The organism is Photorhabdus bodei, assembly GCF_003287735.1.
In the GTDB taxonomy this organism is placed as follows: Bacteria; Pseudomonadota; Gammaproteobacteria; order Enterobacterales; family Enterobacteriaceae; genus Photorhabdus; species Photorhabdus kayaii.
Map to the genome: position 1 here is coordinate 23427 of NZ_NSCM01000009.1, position 21134 is coordinate 44560.

Consider the following 21134-nt stretch of genomic DNA (forward strand, 5'->3'; position numbering starts at 1 on the left):
TATAAGTATTTTTATATTATGGGTTTGCTGTTCTTCATTACTTATCAATAAAGTAATTATAGGCTTTTTATGACTACATCAGATAAATCAAGTCACACTCATACGGATAGTGATGAAATTGATTTAGGCCGTCTTCTTAGTGCCTTATTCGATTATCGCTGGGTGATTGGTGGAATTACCCTATTGTTCACCGTTATTGGCCTTTGTTATTCCTTGATTGTAACTCCGATATACAAGGCAAATGCTTTATTGCAGGTTGAAAAGAGAAGTAGTGCATTGCCTTTAATTGGCGACATGTCGGATATGTTTTCTGGGAAACCGTCAGATATATCGGCAGAATTGGAGTTATTAACTTCCCGAATGATATTAGGAAAGACAGTAAAGGATCTAAATTTGGATGTTCAGGTTACAGCGGATTATTTTCCTGTGATAGGTAAGGGCATTGCCCGTCTTCGTGGTATGCCAAAGCCTGATATTGTTATTAAACATTTTACAATATCACCTGAATATATTAATAAAGGGATAAAAATATATGTTGACGATGCAGAAAATTATCGGTTGTTTTTTGACGATCAGGTTTTCCACGGGCAAGTAAACAAAGTATTTGATACCGATGGCATAAATTTGCTTATCTCAAATATTTCAGCTGCTCCAGGGCAAAGTTTCACGTTGGTTAAACGGGGACAATTGGGTGTTATTCGCGGGCTGCAACAGGCTTTGCGGGTAAAAGAAAAAGGTAATAATACCGGTATTATCTTGCTTGAAATAGAAGGTGATGATCGTGCAAGAATAAAATTGATACTGGATAGTATTGGTAAAAATTACTTGCAACAAAATGTGACAAGAAAGGCGGAAGAGGCTGAAAGTAGCCTTAATTTCTTAAAAAATCATTTGCCTAAAGTTAAAATTGAGCTCAATCGTTCTGAAGAGTTGCTTAATCAATATCGTCAAGCGAATGAATCTATCGATTTATCACTTGAAGCAAAATCGGCTCTGGAGACATTGGTCCAAATTGAGAAACAGATTAATGAATTGACTTTCAAAGAAGCTGAATTACAGCAGTTGTATACCAAACAACATCCCGCTTATGTTGCGTTGCTTGATAAACGTAAGACTTTGGTTGATACCAAAAAGGAGCTGAATCAATCAATCAAACGGTTACCTAAAACACAGCAGGAAATTTTACGTTTGGCCAGAGATGTTCAAGTTGACCAAGAAATTTATGTGCAGTTACTCAATAAACAGCAAGAGTTGAATATCGTGAAAGCGGGGACGGTTGGTAATGTGCGTATTATCGATGAAGCTATTGTAGAAAGTTCAGCGGTAAAACCGAAGAAGTCATTGATTATTGCATCGATGATGGTATTGGGATTTATATTGTCTGCTGGGTTGATTTGCATACGAGTCATGTTTCGTAAAGGAATCGAAAGCCCCGAACAATTGGAAGAAATAGGTGTTTCCGTTTACGCTACTATTCCACTATCTGAGACTCAGATCAAACTTGATCAACAACAGAAAAAGCAAACTCATCGTCAAAAATTGCGGTTATTAGCTATTCAAGATCCCACTGATTTAGCTATTGAAGCATTGCGTAGCCTTAGAACAACCTTGCATTTTTCAATGATGGAATCTGAAAACAAAATTATTCTTCTTTCAGGTTCTGCTCCTGAATTAGGAAAGTCTTTTATTTCAGTAAATCTTGCCGCTGTATTGGCATTAAGTAATAAACGCGTGCTTTTAATCGATGCGGATATGAGAAGAGGTCGTTTACATAAAATCTTGGAAAGTCCTCAATCTATGGGGCTTTCTGAATATTTGTCTGGTCAACATCAGTTAAAAGGGATTATTACCAGAACGTATCTTACTGAGCTTGATTTTGTCAATCGAGGTGCTATTCCGCCAAACCCGTCAGAATTACTTATGAATAATAGATTTAAAGAATTATTATCTTGGGCAGAAGAGCATTATGATTATGTCTTGGTAGATACTCCTCCTATTTTGGCTGTAACTGATGCTGCGATTATTGGGAGATATGCAGGAACGTCATTGTTAATTGCACGTTATCATAAAACAAGGGTTAAAGAAGTTAATGTTACTATTCGCCGATTTAGGCAAAATGGCATTCATATTAAAGGTGTGTTGCTAAACGCGGTAGAGAAGAAGTCTGGTCTCTATTATGATTCTAGCGGATATTATCAATACAGTTATAAGGTATAAGGATTTATCGCCTTTTCTCCGGCTTATGAGGCCGGAGAAATTTTATCAATGAGTTCTTATTTTCTTTCATATGTTTCTTAATAGTGAGTCAGTTCGTTTAATTTAAGAGAACGTGGATCATTTTTCCTTCCATTTTGAAAGCATGGCTATGGTAAAACCCAGAGACTTTTTCTCCGGTTACTTTATGGCTTTATAGTTGTAGAATGTCATTATAAAATGTATTTTAAATGTAATGCTCCCGGGGATTCACTCCCTTGCCGTCGCGATGCATCTTGAAATCCATAGGGTATATAGATGGATTATTAACGTTAGGATTATTAACGTTAAGCTAATTACCGGTTTGCATGATTTCGTTATATCGCTGTTGATCTCGGTACATTTGCAGATAGACCTGATATTTGGCTTGATGAAATAAAAATGTCTCTTTTTCCGGTTTGATAATGTTGCCGTCACGTACCATTGATTTCGCTGCTTGAGCGAAGTTTGCAAAGGAACCGCAAGCAACGGCACCAAGTAAAGCAGAGCCAAGATTGACAGCATCCTCTTCCTGAGTGAGATGGATTTCGCGCCCAGTGGCATTGGCATATTCACGTAACCATAGAGGGTTTTTGGTTGCACCACCACACATAACCAGCCTGTTTATCTGGTGTCCTGCTTCGACTAATGCATCAATAATATGGCGGGTACCATAAGCGATAGATTGCAGTGTTGCCAAGTAATGACGGGCCAGATCATCACGACCATTTGCCAGCGTCAGCCCGCTTACCATTCCCTTGGCATTAGGGTTTGCCCTCGGTGAACGGTTGCCATGATGGTCACTTAAAATATGAAGCTGTGTGGTCGGGTATATTTCTTGTTTTTCTAACTGTGCAACCGCTTCATTCAGTAGCCGGTAGTAATGATGACCAGATTCCTCGGCTTCGGCTTCCAGCTCTAGCCAGCTATTGTGTTGACGAATTGACCATTCAACTAATGCACCGGCGGCGCTTTGTCCACCTTCGTTGAGCCAGTAACCGGGTAGCATTGCGCCGAAATAGGGGCCCCAAACCCCCGGAACCATGACAGGATAAGGACTGACAATCATGTGGCAGTTTGAGGTACCGCTGATAATAACCAGGCTGCCCTCTGGATAGGCACCAGCCAGTGCCAATCCGCCAGCATGAGCATCAATAATACCACCGGCGACGATGATTCCTGTGTGCAGCCCAAAATCTTTAGCCGCTTCAGCAGTCAGGTAACCTGCTTTTTCGCCAAGTTCAATGATGGTAGACGGAACTTTATTTGTTAAATCTTCTAACCCTACATCATAGAGTAGTTTTTCGCTGAACTGTTTTTGATGAGCGAGATAGTTCCATTTGCAAGTGAACGTGCAGATACTGGCTACATCAGCGGCAGTTGCTTTCCACACCAGAAAATCAGCTAAATCAAAGAAACGCCATATATCCTGATAACGTTGAGGAAAGTGGTTTTTTAACCATAAGATTTTCGGTAGTTCCATTTCAGGGCTGATTTCACCACCTACATAGCAGAGTGCAGGGTCATTGGTTTGATTTATCGTGATGGCTTCCTTGATGGCACGATGATCCATCCACATGATGATATCGTGTTCAGGATTGCCATTTTCGGCCACAGAAAGAGAGCGTCCTTCCGCTGCTACCGCGACGAGTGAACAGGTGGCATCGAAGCCGATTGATTTAACATCAATAGGATTAATATTTGCCAGTGCAACAGCTTCTCTTACTGTCGCACATACTTGCGCCCAGATGTCAGTAGAAGATTGTTCAACAAAATCAGCTTTTGGATGAAATTGCTGGATAGGGCGAGCGGAGAATGCATGCCGTTTACCGTATTGGTCAAAAACCGCAGTACGGACACTGGCGGAGCCAACATCAACACCAATGAAATATTGTTGTTCCATTATGAGGTTCTCTCCTTACTCATTAACCCAGGCTGATAAAATGAGTTGAGTGGAACAATAAAACAATGAGGTTATTCAATTATTGTGAGGCGGCTCGAAAAAGATTCGGTAGTTTTATGACAATAGAAAAATATTACATATATTTTCTATTGTTCTTTTGGCTGATGTAATAAATACATTTCGGATAGTGGTTTGTTTAAAAGGAAAAACATGATAGGTAGAGCGAGCAAGATATTCTCAGAAAAATCGCTGATAATTTATACTCAATGATTATTTCTTAAAAAATTGCTTTTAAAAATAATATTAATCAGTTCATTAATTGATAAAAAACGGAGTATAAAGAATAATGTTTTGTTTTGATTAGTTTAAGTAATTAAATATTCTAGTAAGTTATTTTGATTAAGGGAGCGGTTTATACCTAAATATTTTTTAATGTATTGGGCGTGATAAATTTTTGAACATTCTAATCTTAAAATTCTATCAAGTGATATCACTCACAAGTATCAAATCTTTTTCCATTTTTACGAAATTTTTTCTCGCATATTTTCTATAAATATTCTTTATTAAGTTGCTGCGAATATGTTGTTATTTTGTTATGAAACATCCGAGGGAATATATGGGATTAATCACAGAATGGCTGAGTGCTATTAACGGGGTAGTATTGGGAGTACCGATGATGGTCGGTCTTTTGGGGGTTGGGTTGTTCATGCAGCTCCGCCTCTCTTTTCTGCCTATACGTAAATTGGGAACGGGTTTTAAATTACTATTTGAGCGTAATCATCAGCGGGGAGAAGGGCAGATATCGCCATTTAACGCACTGATGACTGCGCTTTCCGCCACTATAGGAACGGGTAATATCGCTGGCGTGGCTACCGCAGTTGTATTGGGTGGGCCAGGTGCACTGTTTTGGATGTGGATAACTGCGTTAGTGGGCATGGCAACCAAATATTCAGAGGCGGTACTGGCAGTCCGTTTCCGTGAGGTTGACAAAAACGGTCACTATGTTGGTGGCCCCATGTATTACATAAAAAACGGTTTAGGTAAAAAGTGGGCCTGGTTGGGGACGTTGTTTGCGGTATTTGGCAGTATTGCTTGTTTCGGTATCGGTAATACTGTACAGGCGAATTCTGTTGCTGATGTGCTGCAAAGTAACTTTGGCGTTTCTACCATGGTAACGGCCATTGTATTGGCAATTCTAGTTGGTGCAGTGCTTATTGGGGGTATTAAACGTATTGCTGATGTCGCAGGTAAATTAGTGCCATTTATGACGGTTGCCTATCTTGCTGCCGGGATTATTGTTCTGGGGATGAATTTCAGTGAAATTCCCGCTGCATTTGTTCTGATTGTTAAATCTGCATTTACACCTGTTGCGGCACAAGGTGGCTTTGCGGGCGCAGCAGTGTGGGCGGCAATTCGTTTTGGTGTGGCTCGTGGCATTTTCTCCAATGAAGCGGGATTGGGAAGCGCGCCGATTGCTCATGCAACAGCTAAAACTCAAAACCCGATTCGCCAGGGGTTGATCGCTATGCTAGGTACTTTCATCGATACTATTATTGTTTGCTCCATCACTGGTTTAACTATCGTCATTACTGGTGGTTGGTTGAACGGTCAGACAGGTGCGACACTGACAGCGACTTCTTTCGCTATGGCGATTCCTGGTGGCAACTATATTGTCGTGGGCGCTCTGGTAATATTTGCCTTTACCACAATTCTTGGCTGGAGTTTCTACGGTGAAAAATGTACTCAGTATCTATTTGGGCAAAAAGCCATTACGCCTTTCCGTGTAGTATGGATTATTGCTTTGATGGTAGGTGCTACTCAGTCATTGGATTTTGTCTGGTTATTGGCGGATACATTGAATGCGATGATGGCAATACCGAACCTGATTGCATTAGCATTGTTAAGCCCAGTTGTTTATCGGCTGACGAAAGAACATATTAACGATGTGAATGCGGATAGTGTTGATATTAAAGAAAAAATTTGAATAAAAGCCTTCCGTTTGGAAGGCTTTTCTCATCACTGATTGAGGTTATTCCTCACTGGTTTTGATATAGATGTTTTTGACCTGAGTGTAAGCATCCAACATCATTTTGTGTGTTTCTCTGCCAATGCCTGATTTTTTGTAGCCACCAAATGGGGCGTGAGCTGGCAGTTCATGGTAAGTGTTAATCCACATACGGCCGGTTCTGACAGCTTTAGCTACGCGTAGTGCTCGGTCGATATCCTGTGTCCAGACAGCACCAGCCAGGCCATAATCAGAATCATTTGCCATTCTGATGACGTCTTCTTCTTCACTGAATGGAATCACTGTCAATACAGGGCCAAAAATCTCTTCGCGCGCGACTCGCATGTCATTAGTGACATCGGTAATGATGGTTGGTTGGATAAAGAAACCATCGTCATAACCTTTTCCAGTAATGCGTTTACCACCCGTGAAGATGGTTGCACCCTCTTTTTTCGCAATTTCCACGTATCCGAGAATTTTTTCCATTTGTTCCTGGCTGACTTGGCTTCCCATCTGAGTTTCTTTTTCCAATGGATCACCAACCTGGATGGATTCGAATTCTGCTTTCAGCGATTTGAGGAATTCATCATGAATATCTTTATGCAGGAACAACCGGGAGCCTGATTCACACGCTTGACCCTGATTCAGCAAAATAGCTTTGGCCGCATATTTTACTGCTTTTTTCATATTGGCATCAGGGAAGATAATATTGGCTGATTTACCACCAAGCTCCAGTGTTGCAGGGATCAGCTTTTTGGCTGCGGCTTCGGCCACGGTATAGCCTACTCTGGTGGAACCAGTGAATGCCACTTTTTCGACATCTTCATGATCCAGAATGGCTTGACCAACGACTGAACCACGACCTGTAACAATGTTAACCACCCCGGCTGGCAGGACTTTATCCAATATTCGGCCCAATTCAAGCAGAGTGATTGATGTCAGTGTTGCCGGGTTAATAACAACGGTATTGCCCGCTGCAAGAGCAGGAGCTAGTTTCCATGCTGCCATCAGTAGTGGGAAATTCCAGGGAATTACCTGCCCGACAACCCCAATGGGTTCACGGATCACCAAGCTAAGTGTATTGGTATCCAGAACTGAAGCTTCGTCGGTATGGGAACGGATCACACCCGCAAAATAGCGGAACTGGTCAATGCTGGCTGGTAGATCCATATTCAGGGATTCATGTAATGGTTTGCCAGTATCCAGTGATTCAAGGATGGCAAAACGTTTTTGTTCTGCTTCTAGTAAGTCAGCAATTTTCAGCAAAGCTGATTGTCTTTCGATTGCGGAGGTTTGACTCCAGGCGTGGAAGGCTTTTTTTGCAGCGCTGACAGCAAGATCGACATCTTCAGCATTACCGGATGCATATTCAGCCAGTAGTTCTCCTGTCGCCGGGTTATAACTTTTGGTCGTTGCTTTGGATACACTATCTACCCATTGCCCACCAATAAGCATTTTGTAGGATTCAACGGGCAACATCGATTTCTCAATATCATGTAATCGTTTCATTAACATACTCCGAGTACTTTGGTTTAAGAATAGTTACATCAAGAATCTATTTCATTGGATTATTTTATTTTTGTTAGTAAAGAGCGAATGATTCCTCGTAGATCATCTATATAGTCTGATTTCTGTACCTTGCCTATATACCCGTCATCTTTCAAGCTGCCTCTTTGTTGGCTGCACTCACTCACCCCGGTCACATAGTTATCTATGCTCCCGGGGATTCGTTCCCTTGCCGTCGCGATGCAACTTGAAATCCATAGGGTATATACCCGTCATCTTTCAAGCTGCCTCTTTGTTGGCTGCACTCACTCACCCCGGTCACATCGTTATCTATGCTCCCGGGGATTCGCTCCCTTGCCGTCGCGATCCATCTTGAAATCCATAGGGTATACACATGATGTATTGATAATAATAGTCCTGTATTAATCATTCCTATTGGAATCGATACTTACTGCCTATCCCAATAGGGCTATTTTATTTGCCATTTTGAACCTGGGCAGTGCTCAAAATCCTCACGTACTGCGTGTACGCTCCGGTTTTTCCGCGCTGTCCGTGTTCAAACTGCCTGCAACAATTACGCCTATTGGGATAGGCTCTTAATTAGCAGGTTTTATACCCGTCATATTTCAAGTTGCCTCTTTGTTGGCTACACTCACTCACCCCGGTCACATAGTTACCTATGCTCCCGGAGATTCGCTCCCTTGCCGCCGCGATGCATCTTGAAATCCATAAGGTATATATAGTTTCATTATGTGAATATATTTGTGTTTTATATTTATTACTTAACTGGATTTATCTTGTCATGTTTTATATTTTTTTTGACATCAACTATAGTAGATTACAAAATAATAGATGTCTATTAGCATGTTATATAAAATATTAGGTATATTAACGAACGGAAATTATAAGCAAAGGGTGCGATTAAATATCCGTTGGAATATACCAACGGATTGAAAGGCAATATTATTTTGCTGTAACCTAGAATACCCCGTTACCATCAAGGGAGATAAAAGTTTTATGCAGGTATAGGCTGTCAGCTTGTGGATCGATATCTTCAAATAATTTCGGATGCAGGAATTTAGCAAAGATAACCGGGATACCCGCTTTTTCGACGCTAAATTAACCTTCCGGCCAGCAATGTCCTTGACTGTAATGACTTTTGCTTGCGCAAAGACAGGCAGTAATATCAATATGGCAGTCAGAATATATTTTGCAGTGTAGTGGATGATTGCCATTATTTCTCCTTTGTTTTCGGTGCTGGTTTTTAAATGGTTAAGCGAGGCGATAAACGCAAGTATGATCTCATCTAATTGTGATGGTTCCAACTATATTATTGGTCTGAATATCGGCAGTTACTGTGGTCGTATCTGGATCTGTCATGTTGTCGGTTGGGCGGGTGTTTTAAGCATTTGGTCGATTTGGCGGAAAGTCGTTTTTTATGTTGTTGAAGAAATAACAAATGATCGGATTTTGGCATCGTAGCTGCTAACCACAAAGATAATTATGCTGGAATAACATGATGAGAAATTTCATTTTATTTGCTATTTTTTATCAATTTGGCTAATTATATACCCTATGGATTTCAAGATGCATCGCGACGGCAAAGGAGCGAATCCCCGGGAGCATAGCAAACTATGTGACTGGGGTGAGCGAGTGCAGCCAACAAAGAGGCAACTTGAAAGATAATGGGAATAAACGGTTTATTGTTTCTGCTTCTGTTATTATTCCCTTGTCTAATATTCTGTGGGGATGAATATGAAAAGATTGTTGGTAATTTGTTTGTTAGGATGCGTATTAGCTGGCTGTGATAGCCAACCTAGAATGGATGCTTCTAGTGAAATCGCGTTGAAAGCATCCATTGAAAAAGTAAGAGATAGGCTACCTGATGATAAAAAAGTGAAGTTTGATGAATCAATTCAATCGGCTATGTTTAATAGTATCGATTTTAATGATTTGGTTAAATCAGGTTCTAATAGTGACATGAAAGAATCGAAACAAAAGTTTTATCAATTGCTGGATGGTAAAACGGCTGACCAATTGATTGCTGAAGTTGAAAAAATTGAGTCTAAGAGATCAAAAAATGAATAACTCCTTCATAGGATTATTCTCATTAAACGGCAAAAGATGGAAATTTATGCCGTTTTTTTATTATCATCATAAAATTAAATTAAACTTAAATTAAACTTAAATGAAACTTAAATGAAACTTAAATGAAACTTAAATAAACTAACTTTCAATTTTGAGTTATTACGACTTTTGTTTACAATGTGCGCCGCATTCTAAGTGCAGTATCTCGTTAGGCGAGGCTCCTATACAAACACAGGTTGCTGATCTGACGACGTCGAGAGACGCCCAAGATTAGGACAGGATATATCGAACCAAGGTATATCCCCATGTAACTTTCTGATAATTCAGGATACGTTGTATAGTGCTAAAACCGAGACGTAGAGATAGTCATTGTATTCTCTCATCTGGTTTCGCCCCTATGTGAGTGCTGTTTGAAGTTCACAACAGTAATAGGGACCAACATCATGAAAATCACATCCCATGAAAAAATGGATGCATTAGCGATTGCTAATCATTCTATTAATGAAATAAATGCTGATCAGCAGCGGAAACATCGATTGAAAAATGAAGAGACAACGGTCAGCGCATATATGAGCCAATGTTTCATTTCTGTATCTGTTGCTGATTCTGTTTTGTCGGTAAAAAGTCATTTGATTGATCAGCTTGAAGGTGAGCAGATCCCAACTTACTTATATGTTATTGATGCTGAAGGCTATCTTAATGGCATATTACCGGTGAAAGTGTTATTAACTGTAGCCGATGATTTATTTGTGTCAGATATTATGAGGCAAAGCTATTTTTCCGTATCACCGGAACAGTCGCGTCATGATGTTTATAATTTGATAAATCACAGTGGTATGGATAGTGTTCCGGTTACTCATTTTGGCAAATTGGTTGGGGTACTACGATCGCAGGATATTGCTGAGTTGGTTGAAGATGAGAATACGTTGGATGCTCATTTGCAGGGGGCAACTTTACCTCTGGAGCAGCCTTATCTTAGTACCAGCCCAATAACATTATGGCGTAAGCGTGTCGGGTGGTTATTATTACTATTCGTTGCGGAAGCTTATACCGGTGCTGTGCTTAAAGCATTTGAAGATCAATTGGAAGCGGTAATTTCTCTCGCATTTTTCATTCCGTTATTAATAGGAACGGGGGGCAACAGCGGGACGCAAATTACCTCAACTTTGGTCAGAGCAATGGCATTGGGGGAAGTGAGTTTACGTAATCTATGGGCTGTGTTACGTAAAGAGATTTCCACTTCATTTTTAGTTGCAATAACGATAGGTTTTGCCGCTCTTATCCGTGCCTGGGTATTAGGTGTCGGTATTGAAGTGACGATTGCTGTTAGTTTGGCCATCATTGCAATCACCCTCTGGAGTGCCATTGTTTCTTCCATTATTCCAATGGTATTGAAAAGGCTATCTATTGATCCGGCTGTTGTATCTGCTCCTTTTATTGCCACGTTTATTGATGGTACAGGGCTGATTATCTATTTCGAAATAGCGAAATTAGTGATGACAGAACTCGTTTAAAATTACCAATAAGATGCCCATGTTTATTGGGTATCTTATTGATTAAAAAGAGTTTTATCTGTATTTTTATCTGTAATGGTAATTAAAAATTCTTGGTTTTCTGTTTATATTGTTAGATGAAAGAATATTTTTAATATCTTTTTATTAGGCGTGTAAATAGGGTTTTTATTTAAATTAACTTAATGTTTTTATATATTTAATGTTGGGTTTAATTATCAGTCAATATAAATAAAATGAACGTATTTAATATGGAAAAATATATATTTAAAATAGTTTGGTTAAATAAATTGAGTTATTTTCTGTTTTAATGAATTGATTTATTTAATTTTTAATTAATTGATATTATTTCGATATATTTTTAAATGGTTTATTTTTAATTTAAAATTTACTTGTGGTGATAAAATAGGTATTTTTGTTATATTGAATATGCCTGAGGTTTTAATAAAATTCTATTTTACCCCAGGCATAATCAGTGACGCGCGTTATATACCCGTCATCTTTCAAGTTGCCTCTTTGTTGGCTGCACTCGCTCACCCCGGTCACATAGTTATCTATGCTCCCGGGGATTCATTCCCTTGCCGTCGCGATCCATCTTGAAATCCATAGGGTATAAGGCTAACTTCGTCCGTAAAAGAAGCCCTTTAAGTTAATAAAAATTTCTCAGGTATATAGTGATAAAGATTATTGACTCGACAATATTCTTCTAATTGAAGAGTGGAGTTAATGTTTATTTTATGATATATCCTGGCCGTATGGTTTTCAATTACACTAGAATCAAGATTCAATATTATTCCAATTTGATTTATTGTGTATTTCTGTAAGAAAAGGAAAATAATATCCCATTCACGCTCAGTAAAAAGATCTGTCGGTGGTTGGAGTAAAATGGATGAGGGAAGTTTATTGTGATATTGATACAGACAGGTTAATGAATAGTCCTTCGCCTTCCAGCAATGATATATAATGCCTATACAACTTCCATCTTCGTGATAAAAAGGCATCTTTTCACAGAAATAAGATAATAGAATTTGCTCTTTACCAAATACATGTGTTTCAAGTGAGCATATATTTTGCCCTTTTTTCATTACTTTTTGATCATGATGAATATATTCCTTTGCAAATTCAGCACCGCCCCAAGGGAGTTCATGATCATAAAGCCCACTGTAATCAAATGATTGTGAGAAATTTTTGATAGAACTTAATGCTTTATTACCATAAATAAAACATGAAGAACTATCTTTTATTCCCCAAGGTTCATTACTTATTTCCATTGTATTGATAATCTGAGGCGATATCGTACAGTTCTTCATAAAATCTCCTTCATAATTTGAAGATTAAATAAACATTCTACTTTGGGATTCCCTCGTGTTTTCTGGGATAATATAGCAATAAAATTGACTTTTTTCATAAGAATTTTCTAGTTTTTTACTGTTTTAAGCAGACCGAATTGTTGTTTATTATTTAATTCAGATCCATTCCAAGGAAGCTCATGATTGTAAGACTTTCTCCAATTAAATAATTTTTCAATATTATGAGTAAATTATTTTGTTGCTAAATTATCGTAAATAAAATACGGATAACCATTCTTTACGCCCCACGGTTTGTGATTTTTTCCACATATTAATGAATTGTAGAGTGATATTTGATATACCTGTCATCCTTCAAGTTGCCTCTTTGTTGGCTGCACTCACTCACCCCGGTCACATAGTTATCTATGCTCCCGGGGATTCGCTCCCTTGCCGCCGCGATGCATCTTGAAATCCATAAGGTATATAAAGTGCATTTTATGTTCTCAATGATATTTTATATAGTTAATAATATATTATTACGATATTATCGTTGTGGAATAATTTTTTTCAGTTATTATTATCTAAATATTCAGCAGGCCATATTAAAGAACAGCGATGAAAAACAGATCCGCTAAATAATCTTCTATATTTGAATATCTACCTGTTTTAATATGATTTTTTATTATAGGAAAATTAAGTGTAATGTTTAAATAGGACTAGTTACTTAATCATAACCTTAAATTTCCAGTATTTTATACCTTATGGATTTCAAGATGCATCGCGGCGGCAAGGGAGCGAATCCCCGGGAGCATAGATAACTATGTGACCGGGGTGAGTGAGTGCAGCCAACAAAGAGGCAACTTGAAGGATGACAGGTATAGATAAATCTGAGTATTTCATACGCGTTTCACTTACTTTATCTTCATTTTTATCTTTTCCAATTATCGTATCATTTTCCCAGTCGACAATTAGTTATTTTTCATTTATGATTTATGAATGTTCATTAATACTGGCTCTATTTTTAATTGAGAAAGCATCTGAAAATGAGGCGGTTTTGGGTGCTTATTCACTTAATCTATTCCGGGGTTTTATCTGATGGCTATTCCCGTTAGAATTAGTGAATATATCAGTATCGAAAACAAGTTTCATTATTTTAGTCCTACTCATACTTGCTCTATAAATGAATGAAGTTTTGAAAAGGAATTATATATATTAAACTTTAAATCGGTATATGATTAATAAGATATTCCAAGCAGAGAAATAACATTTCAAAATAGAATATTTGAGGATTGTAATTCGATTAATTTTTTGTTAAAAATAGAGTGTTAACAGAATTGGTTGTTTTATATTTTTTTAATCTCTAAATCTAGATTTACGTACTTTTGAATATTACTATTATTTAAACAAAGTTGAGATTTATCAAATTAAAGTTCGATTGTAAAAATCTCCCGCGATTATTCAATATCAGGAGATTTGATTTAGAAAAGATAATTCGCTTTATCGATTCAATTACAGAATACGACTAATCAGTTTGTCTACCCGGATGCGACGTAAGCGGCGGATAAGTTTACGTACTTTGACTGGGTAAAGCTGGATGCTGTCCAATTCCTGATAATCACTGACAACCGTAGTATAAGTACGGATACAGTGCAGTTCTTTTGTACGTTGTTCCTGCATTTCTTTATGAGGATCGTGGATAAGAATGGCATTTTCTAAATCGAGTCCCCAGGCACGAGGATTAAGATTATTTCCTGTAATCAATTGCCATTGATTGTCCACCCACACACCTTTTAGGTGGTAGCTATTATCACCATCTTTCCATAACCTGATAGTCAGTTGATTGTTGTCAACATAACGCTGTAGTCTACTGATGAAACGGCGCAGATTAATTTCATATAAATAGGGCAATGCACCGATAATTTTAAATGGTTCTTCCGGTGGAATATAAAAATCGTTGGCAGTTTTATCGCCAACAATAATTTCCACATGTTTACCTTTACGAAGTAGATGAACAATCCGTCGGACAATGATGGCTGGAAGATTAAAATACGGAGTACAAATAATCAGCTTTTGTTCTGTGCTGGCGATCAGATGACTAATGGTTTTATTTAGTAGATTCTTCTTTCCCAGACCGGCAAGGGGAGTGACAGATAGTTCGTCATTCGTTGCCTGATTATTTATTTTATAGGTAGTGTGCCGCAGAGAAAAACGTAATTGACGGATCAAATTTTTAATTTCAGGAATACGAGGACGGTTTTTACAATCCAGTTTCTGTACGGCTCCTGTAGCGATAATGTAATTATCAACAAAGTGTTTCATTGCTTCTGCAAGTTTTGCATTGTGAAGCAAGTGGTAGCGATCATAACGATATTTATCATGTTGGTGGAGATAAACGTCATTAATGCTTGCTCCGCTATAAACCACAGTATCGTCAAAGATAAAACCTTTTAAATGTAAAACACCCAGTGCTTCGCGGGTATTTACAGGTACACCTAGTACTGGAATTTTCACATCAGGATAAGCTTCTGCCATAGAACAATACCAATCGGCATTCGTTACCATTGCAGCCGCGCCAATTCGTCCACGTTGCGCTCGATGCCAGTCAACGAGCACTTTAATGTCCAAGTCCGGGCGTTGTTGTTTAGCTGTATAAAGTGCATTAAGGATATCTTTCCCTGCATCATCATTTTCCAGATAGAGGGAGATGATATAAATATGTTTTTCAGCGTTAGCAATTTTTTCCAGCAGGGTGCTGCGGAACACTTCAGGTTGATAAAGTGTTTTAACATCAGCAACTGACTGAGGTAGCTTAGGCAGTTGTGCAAGGTGTTGTTGATGTTTAGCTTGTTTGAATTTAGACAACATCACAGTGCGCTTTTTCTCTTATGTTGGATGGCGATATGTAAAGCAATGAATCAAATGATCTGGCGATAATACCATTAGTCTGGCTAATTGTGAGCATGATTTAACGATCTAATGCCTAATGATTTAAGTCTGTGCGGTTCATCACGTAGTTGATTCAGAGTTCGAGGGATAAGTTTACAATGCTATCCTCAAATTGAACATCTATGGTAAATCCCAGTTTTTTAGCCAGTTTTATCATAGTACGGTTTTCTGGCATGGTGATGGCGTTGAGGCGGCTTATGCCATGTTCTCGTGTATAGTTAATCAGTTTTGTCATAAGTTGATATCCAAGGGTGATCCCTTTTAAGTCAGAACGCACTAGCACAGCAAATTCTGCTTCGACATTATCAGGGTCAGCTATGGCACGAGTAACCCCGATAATTTCTGGGGTCGTTTTAGGATGTCGTACGGCAACAAATGCCATTTCACGGTCATAATCAATCTGAGTCATATTTGCCAGATCATCGTGTGTGAATTCGCTGATTTCACTAAAGTAGCGGTAATAGAGATCTTCTTTCGTAACCTGGCCGATAAAATCTTTCAGCAACGGTTCATCTTCTGGCAGAATCGGACGTAGCAGGCATTCTGCGCCCCCTTTGAGTTTTATAGTTTCTTCTAATTCGCTTGGATATGGACGGATAGCTAATCTAGTTCGTGGATCACCGTCTATCGAAGATAATTCCATTGAAACATCCAATAATGTGAATTCATCGCCAGAAGCCAGTAATGGATGAATATCTAGTCGTACAATTTGCGGGCAATCAAGTAACAGATTAGATACCTGAACTAACAGTCGGCTGAGTGCCAGTACGTCTAATGATTGAGGAGCTCCCCTGAGCTTAATTTTTCTACTTTTAATCGCCTGAATAACCAGATATCGCGCTAACGCCATATTAAGAGGTGGCAGCGCAACGGCTGCTTGTGTTTCCTGTGACCACTCAATACCTCCTTCACCTAACATAATCAGTGGGCCAAATACTTCATCTTGTTCGACCGCAATTCGTAGCTCTTGTGCACCAGCACGGTTTGCCATGCTCTGAACTAATAGTCCTTGAATTCTTGCGTGTGGGAAATTCTGATTGACACGTTCGATAATCGCTTGAGCAGAAGCCTTGACCTCATTTGCATTTCGCAAATAGAGCATCACTCCCTGAACTTCTGATTTATGCGGGATATCTGGCGAGCGTAATTTCAACGCAACAGGATAACCGATCTGTTGGGCAATATTGACTGCTTCATCACTGTTATGAGCAATCCATGTTGGCAATGTATTGAGACCATAAGCTTCCAGAATAGGTTGAACTTCATGAGTATCCAGACGAGAATTTCCCTGTTCCAGAGCCTGTTGTATGCACTGATGGGCACGTGCTGTGTTAGCTGTGATGTTTGCTGGTAGTGCGGGTGTTTCTGTTAATTGTTTCTGATTGCGGCGATATTCAACCATGTGCATGAAAGCAGTAATCGCGCCTTCAGGGGTGCGATAAGTTGGAATACCTGCTTCGCTGAACAGACGGCGGGCTTCTTGTGAAGAGTATTCACCGCACCAATTGGTAAAGATAGTTAGCCATTTTCCCCGTGGGTGTTTACGGATTGTTTCAATGACTTTGGTTGCGGTTTGAATACCGGGAGCAATTGCGCTAGGAGAGTGAATAAGTAACAGAGCATCATGGTCGTGGCTATCTAGTAACGGTTTTAACGCAGCGATATAACGTTCCACCGTGGAGTCATCTTTTAAATCTAGCGGGTTATGTAGGGAGATAGTTTCTGGTAGTTGTGTTTTTAATGCCTTCGTTGTCTCTTCACCTAATATTGCGAGCTTACCGTTACGGCGGAATAACGCATCCAGCGCCATTGCGGCTGGAGCAGCACCATTGCTGACGATAAATAGCCGTTCTCCCCGTAAAGGTGACATATGGCTTAACGTTTCTACAGCAGAAAACATTTCATGTGTATCTTGCACGCGTAATAACCCTGCTCGCTGAATTGCTGCATCATAAGCCGCATCCAGATTTTGTTGTTCACCAAGTAATTTCTGTGCCCGCTTAGTACGGCCGCTTTTAACCACCAAAATAGGTTTATTGCGGGAAGCACTTCTAGATGCTGAAAGAAAGCGACGGGCATCATGAATATGCTCTAGATAGAGCAGGATAGCGCTGGTTTTACTGTCACGAGCCAGAAAATCAAGCAGATGATCAATATCGATATCTACACTGTCACCTAACGCTATAAAGTAGGAAAATCCGACTCCCCGGTGTTTTGCCCAATCAAGAATCGTATTTGAGACTGCCGCCGATTGAGAAATAAAGGCTAATTTCCCTTTGAGTATTGGAACCGGAGAAAAGCTGGCATTCAGCCCTTGCCAGGGGGCTAATACTCCTAAACTGTTTGGCCCAAGTAGTCGGATACTATAGCGCTGGCAGCACTGCTTTAGTTCAGCGAATTGGGACGTTGGGGAAGAAAGGATAATCACCGTTTTGCAACCTAACTGCCCCAGTTGTTCTAAACATTGCAAATTACGGCGGTGATGAGTACAAATAACAGCCAAATCTGGTGTGATCGGTAATTTATCTATTGAAGGATAAGCTAAAACCCCTTGAACAGAACGGCTATTGGGTGTAATCGGTAGTATTGGTCCAGCAAAGCCTCCTGCAAGCAAGTTACGCATCATAACTGAACCCGCTCGTTCTGGTTTTTCCGAGGCACCAATTACAGCAATGGATTTAGGGCGTAATAAAGCTTCAAGTCCGCGCTGGCTCATCAGGAGGCTCCTTATTTGTGGTTAGTCGATAACTGTAGCGGATTTCGCAAATTGTTGCTGTGATTTACGCTATCGGATGCAGTTGCTGAGAAGCAATTAAATTGCCAGTTTGTTGCAAAATAGTACCAAGCTGTAGTTTGAATATCTTCGGTGGGGAGCTGTTTCAATAGGTAGCCTGACTGTACCTTCCATGGCAAGTACAGCATGTCTCGCCGAGAGCAGGAAAATTAAGGGCGCATTTTAATGGATTATAGTTGTCAGAGGTAGCTTAAGATGCGCACATCAGGTAATCTTCGCGCCATAAAGCAGTTGGAGAAACGAATGAACGATTCATATAGTGGTAAAAATGGCAAAGTCAAAGTGATGTATGTCCGCAGTGAGGGCGATAATGACAGCCGCAATAATAAACGTCCATCTGGCAAAGGACGCGATCAAGGTCAGCGTCGTCGGGACAATGAGCGAACATCCCGTTCTCCGCGTGCCAATGAGCGTGAAAGATCGCCTTGGAAAACCGTGTCACGCCCTGAGAGTGATTCTGTAGCGTCAGTGCATGGTGGTATCAGTGGGAAAAGCCAGATTGATCCTGAACAGCTCCGTCGTCAGCGAATGGAAGAAACTCGGATTTATGGCGAAAATGCGTGCCAGGCGATGTTTAAAAACCGTTCTGAAGCGATAGTTCGTGCATGGTTCGTTGAGTCAGTGACACCACGTTTCCGTAATGCGCTAAAATGGATGGCTGCTAACCGTAAAGCCTATCATGTTGTGGATGAGGCTGAACTGACAAAAGTGTCAGGTACTGAACATCATGGTGGTGTTTGTTTTCTGATTAAGAAACGCAACGGTTTGGATGCAGAGACCTACTTGAAAGATGCTCCAGTAAAAGATTGTGTTTTGGCTCTTGAAGATGTGGGTAATCCTCACAACCTTGGCGCGATTATGCGAAGTTGTGCACATTTCGGTGTGCAAGGGGTGATTTTGCAAGATGTGGCCTTGCTGGAGTCGGGTGCGGCTATCCGTACAGCAGAAGGTGGTGCTGAGCATATTAAAGGTATTGATGCTGATGGTTTGATCACTACACTGAATGACTTTCGTCAAGCGGGTTACACCATTGTAACGACATCCAGCCATAAGGGTAGTACCGATTTAGCGAAAGCTGAATTACCGGAAAAAATGGTTCTGGTACTTGGTCAAGAACGTGATGGTTTGAGTGACAGTGCTTGGAAACATGGTGATATGAGTTTGTTCGTTGGTGGTACGGGTTTGGTTGAAAGTCTGAACGTTTCTGTTGCAACTGGCATTCTATTAGCTGAATGGTGGCGACAGAATAAAGCTTGATTAGGAAAAGCGGGAGCTGGAGTGCTCCCGGTTTTGCCATTTAAGATTTAGTGGGCTCCGCTCATGCCTTCTTTACTTCCTTGGGTAAATGGTGGCCTGGCTAGCCAGACGAGCATAATCAAAATCAGGAATACTCCGGCTGAAAGCCAAAAAATTTCATTCGCTGAGATTATGAGTCCTTGATGGGTAATTTCTTTTGCTAGATAAGCAGAAATTTGCTGGTTATTCATGCCTAATTCCGATAATTGTTGATAGATTCGTTGAGTATCGGGACTATAAGGATTGATATGCTCAGTAAAATGGGAATGATGCATTGACTCGCGTTGGGTCCACATGGTTGTCGTTAGTGATGTGCCTATTGAACCCGCCAGTGTTCGAATAAAATTCGATAAACTGGATGCAGATGCCACTCGCTCTGCTGGCAAGCCGGAAAGGGTAATGGTTGTGAGTGGCATAAAGAAACAGGCAATAGCAAACCCCTGGATAAACTGAGGCCATGCGACTGCGGCAAAATCCATGCCTGGTTCGAATGTATATGCACGCCAGTAATAACAGATGGCATAAATAACAAAACTGAATGTCACTATGTAGCGCATATCTGCTTTATTGCCGAATTTACCAATCAGTGGCGAAATTATTAGTGGCAACAATCCTACCGGTGCTGATGCAAGACCTGACCAGGTTGCTGTATAACCGAACACTTCCTGTAATAACTGAGGTAATAACACAATTGTGCCGAAATAGAGCATATAAGCTAAGCTCAAACAGAAGCAACCAATGGTAAAATTGCGCTCTTTGAATAGTGATAGGTCAATAATTGGGCTATTGTCGGTCAGTTCCCATACCACAAGAAATGCTAATGAGATGATTGCGATAACTGTCAAGACGATAATTTCTGTAGAATTAAACCAGTCCAGCTCTTTCCCCTGATCTAGCATAATTTGTAAACAACCAACGCTGACCACTAACAATATGAGTCCTATTGTGTCGATAGGTTTGATCTCTGTTTGGGTTTCACGCCCTTTCAGCGTTTGCATAGCAATCAGAATAATTGCTATACCAACAGGAACGTTGATAAAGAAAATCCATCCCCAATGGTAGTTATCACTGATGTAGCCACCCAAAATAGGGCCGAAAATTGGCGCGATGATAATCGTGATTGACCATAATGCCAGCGCCATATTTCCTTTCGCTGGTGGATAATTGTTCAGCAGTAGACTTTGTGAAAGGGGAATAAGAGGACCAGCAACTAATCCTTGAATAACCCGGAAGAAGATTAGCATACCAAGACTGTTGGAAATACCGCATAACCAAGAAGCTATGGAAAATAGAGCGGTTGACCAGATGAATAACTTAACTTCGCCGATGCGTTTTGCCAGCCATCCAGTAATCGGGATAGAAATCGCATTGGCAACCCCGAAAGAGGTAATTACCCAGATCCCTTGAGAATTTGATGATCCTAAGTTACCTGAAATCGTGGGTATCGCTACGTTAGCAATGGTAGAATCTAACACTTGCATGAACGTTGCCAAGGATAACGCAATGGTCATCCATGCAAGTTTGGCACCTGTAAGCGGCTGTCTCATCACCTTGGCCTCCGATA

Annotated in this window: 16 protein-coding genes and 1 riboswitch; of the genes, 7 read left to right on the top strand and 9 right to left on the bottom strand. The window is 40.1% G+C overall.

All coding sequences use genetic code 11. The features are described 5' to 3' along the window. The first annotated feature begins 69 nt into the window (after positions 1-69). Positions 70-2217, top strand: coding sequence for a polysaccharide biosynthesis tyrosine autokinase (locus CKY02_RS08770; protein WP_112895002.1), 2148 nt, complete (start codon positions 70-72; stop codon positions 2215-2217). A gap of 328 nt (positions 2218-2545) precedes the next feature. On the opposite strand, the gene CKY02_RS08780 is transcribed toward CKY02_RS08770, so the two are convergent. Continuing rightward, positions 2546-4135, bottom strand: coding sequence for an FGGY-family carbohydrate kinase (locus tag CKY02_RS08780; protein ID WP_112895003.1), 1590 nt, complete (start codon positions 4133-4135; stop codon positions 2546-2548). Between the two features lie 616 nt (positions 4136-4751). Here CKY02_RS08780 and CKY02_RS08785 point away from each other — a divergent pair. Next, positions 4752-6119, top strand: a complete 1368-nt coding sequence (locus CKY02_RS08785) for an alanine/glycine:cation symporter family protein (RefSeq protein ID WP_112895004.1) — start codon at positions 4752-4754, stop codon at positions 6117-6119. A gap of 45 nt (positions 6120-6164) precedes the next feature. Here the strand turns inward: CKY02_RS08785 and CKY02_RS08790 are convergent, their stop codons facing one another. The 3 genes from CKY02_RS08790 to CKY02_RS23740 are packed head-to-tail and all read right to left on the bottom strand — an operon-like array spanning position 6165 to position 8076. Beyond that, on the bottom strand, positions 6165-7649 hold the full coding sequence (locus tag CKY02_RS08790) for an aldehyde dehydrogenase family protein (protein WP_112895005.1): 1485 nt from the start codon (positions 7647-7649) through the stop codon (positions 6165-6167). Positions 7650-7708: 59 nt separating this feature from the next. After that, a complete protein-coding gene (locus CKY02_RS26235) occupies positions 7709-7843 on the bottom strand; it encodes a hypothetical protein (RefSeq protein WP_274382144.1) in 135 nt (44 codons plus the stop codon). 8 nt (positions 7844-7851) lie between these two features. Further along, the gene (locus tag CKY02_RS23740) at positions 7852-8076 is read right to left on the bottom strand and encodes a hypothetical protein (RefSeq protein ID WP_146747417.1); all 225 of its coding nucleotides are present in this window, start codon (positions 8074-8076) and stop codon (positions 7852-7854) included. A gap of 866 nt (positions 8077-8942) precedes the next feature. Here CKY02_RS23740 and CKY02_RS08800 point away from each other — a divergent pair. The 3 genes from CKY02_RS08800 (at position 8943) to CKY02_RS08810 (ending at position 11248) form a co-directional block, all read left to right on the top strand. Next, the gene (locus CKY02_RS08800) at positions 8943-9128 is read left to right on the top strand and encodes a hypothetical protein (protein ID WP_146747418.1); all 186 of its coding nucleotides are present in this window, start codon (positions 8943-8945) and stop codon (positions 9126-9128) included. A 273-nt stretch (positions 9129-9401) separates the two neighbouring features. Then, entirely contained in the window at positions 9402-9734 is a 333-nt protein-coding gene (locus CKY02_RS08805; RefSeq protein WP_112895007.1) for a DUF6694 family lipoprotein, read from the top strand. Positions 9735-9931: 197 nt separating this feature from the next. Then, positions 9932-10103: riboswitch (M-box (ykoK) riboswitch) on the top strand. A 74-nt stretch (positions 10104-10177) separates the two neighbouring features. Next, positions 10178-11248 carry a magnesium transporter gene (locus tag CKY02_RS08810; RefSeq protein WP_112879064.1) on the top strand — a complete coding sequence of 357 codons (1071 nt, stop codon included), beginning with the start codon at positions 10178-10180 and terminating at the stop codon, positions 11246-11248. 641 nt (positions 11249-11889) lie between these two features. On the opposite strand, the gene CKY02_RS08820 is transcribed toward CKY02_RS08810, so the two are convergent. Next, positions 11890-12555, bottom strand: coding sequence for a PAS domain-containing protein (locus tag CKY02_RS08820; protein WP_112895009.1), 666 nt, complete (start codon positions 12553-12555; stop codon positions 11890-11892). Positions 12556-12880: 325 nt separating this feature from the next. Between CKY02_RS08820 and CKY02_RS26240 the strand changes: the two genes are divergently transcribed. After that, the gene (locus CKY02_RS26240) at positions 12881-13003 is read left to right on the top strand and encodes a hypothetical protein (RefSeq protein WP_275658209.1); all 123 of its coding nucleotides are present in this window, start codon (positions 12881-12883) and stop codon (positions 13001-13003) included. A 299-nt stretch (positions 13004-13302) separates the two neighbouring features. Here the strand turns inward: CKY02_RS26240 and CKY02_RS26245 are convergent, their stop codons facing one another. The 3 genes from CKY02_RS26245 to CKY02_RS08830 all read right to left on the bottom strand — a co-directional run bounded on the left by CKY02_RS26245 (position 13303) and on the right by CKY02_RS08830 (position 18196). Next, the gene (locus CKY02_RS26245; protein WP_274382143.1) at positions 13303-13434 is read right to left on the bottom strand and encodes a hypothetical protein; all 132 of its coding nucleotides are present in this window, start codon (positions 13432-13434) and stop codon (positions 13303-13305) included. A 609-nt stretch (positions 13435-14043) separates the two neighbouring features. Further along, complete coding sequence (pssA, locus tag CKY02_RS08825) at positions 14044-15399, bottom strand: CDP-diacylglycerol--serine O-phosphatidyltransferase (protein WP_167405287.1); 1356 nt, start codon at positions 15397-15399, stop codon at positions 14044-14046. 154 nt (positions 15400-15553) lie between these two features. Further along, positions 15554-18196, bottom strand: a complete 2643-nt coding sequence (locus tag CKY02_RS08830; protein ID WP_112895010.1) for a bifunctional acetate--CoA ligase family protein/GNAT family N-acetyltransferase — start codon at positions 18194-18196, stop codon at positions 15554-15556. Between the two features lie 321 nt (positions 18197-18517). Here CKY02_RS08830 and CKY02_RS08835 point away from each other — a divergent pair, with 321 nt between their 5' ends. Further along, a complete protein-coding gene (locus CKY02_RS08835) occupies positions 18518-19531 on the top strand; it encodes a tRNA/rRNA methyltransferase (protein WP_112895011.1) in 1014 nt (337 codons plus the stop codon). 47 nt (positions 19532-19578) lie between these two features. On the opposite strand, the gene emrB is transcribed toward CKY02_RS08835, so the two are convergent. After that, positions 19579-21120, bottom strand: coding sequence for a multidrug efflux MFS transporter permease subunit EmrB (gene emrB, locus CKY02_RS08840; protein ID WP_112895012.1), 1542 nt, complete (start codon positions 21118-21120; stop codon positions 19579-19581). Positions 21121-21134: the final 14 nt, after the last annotated feature.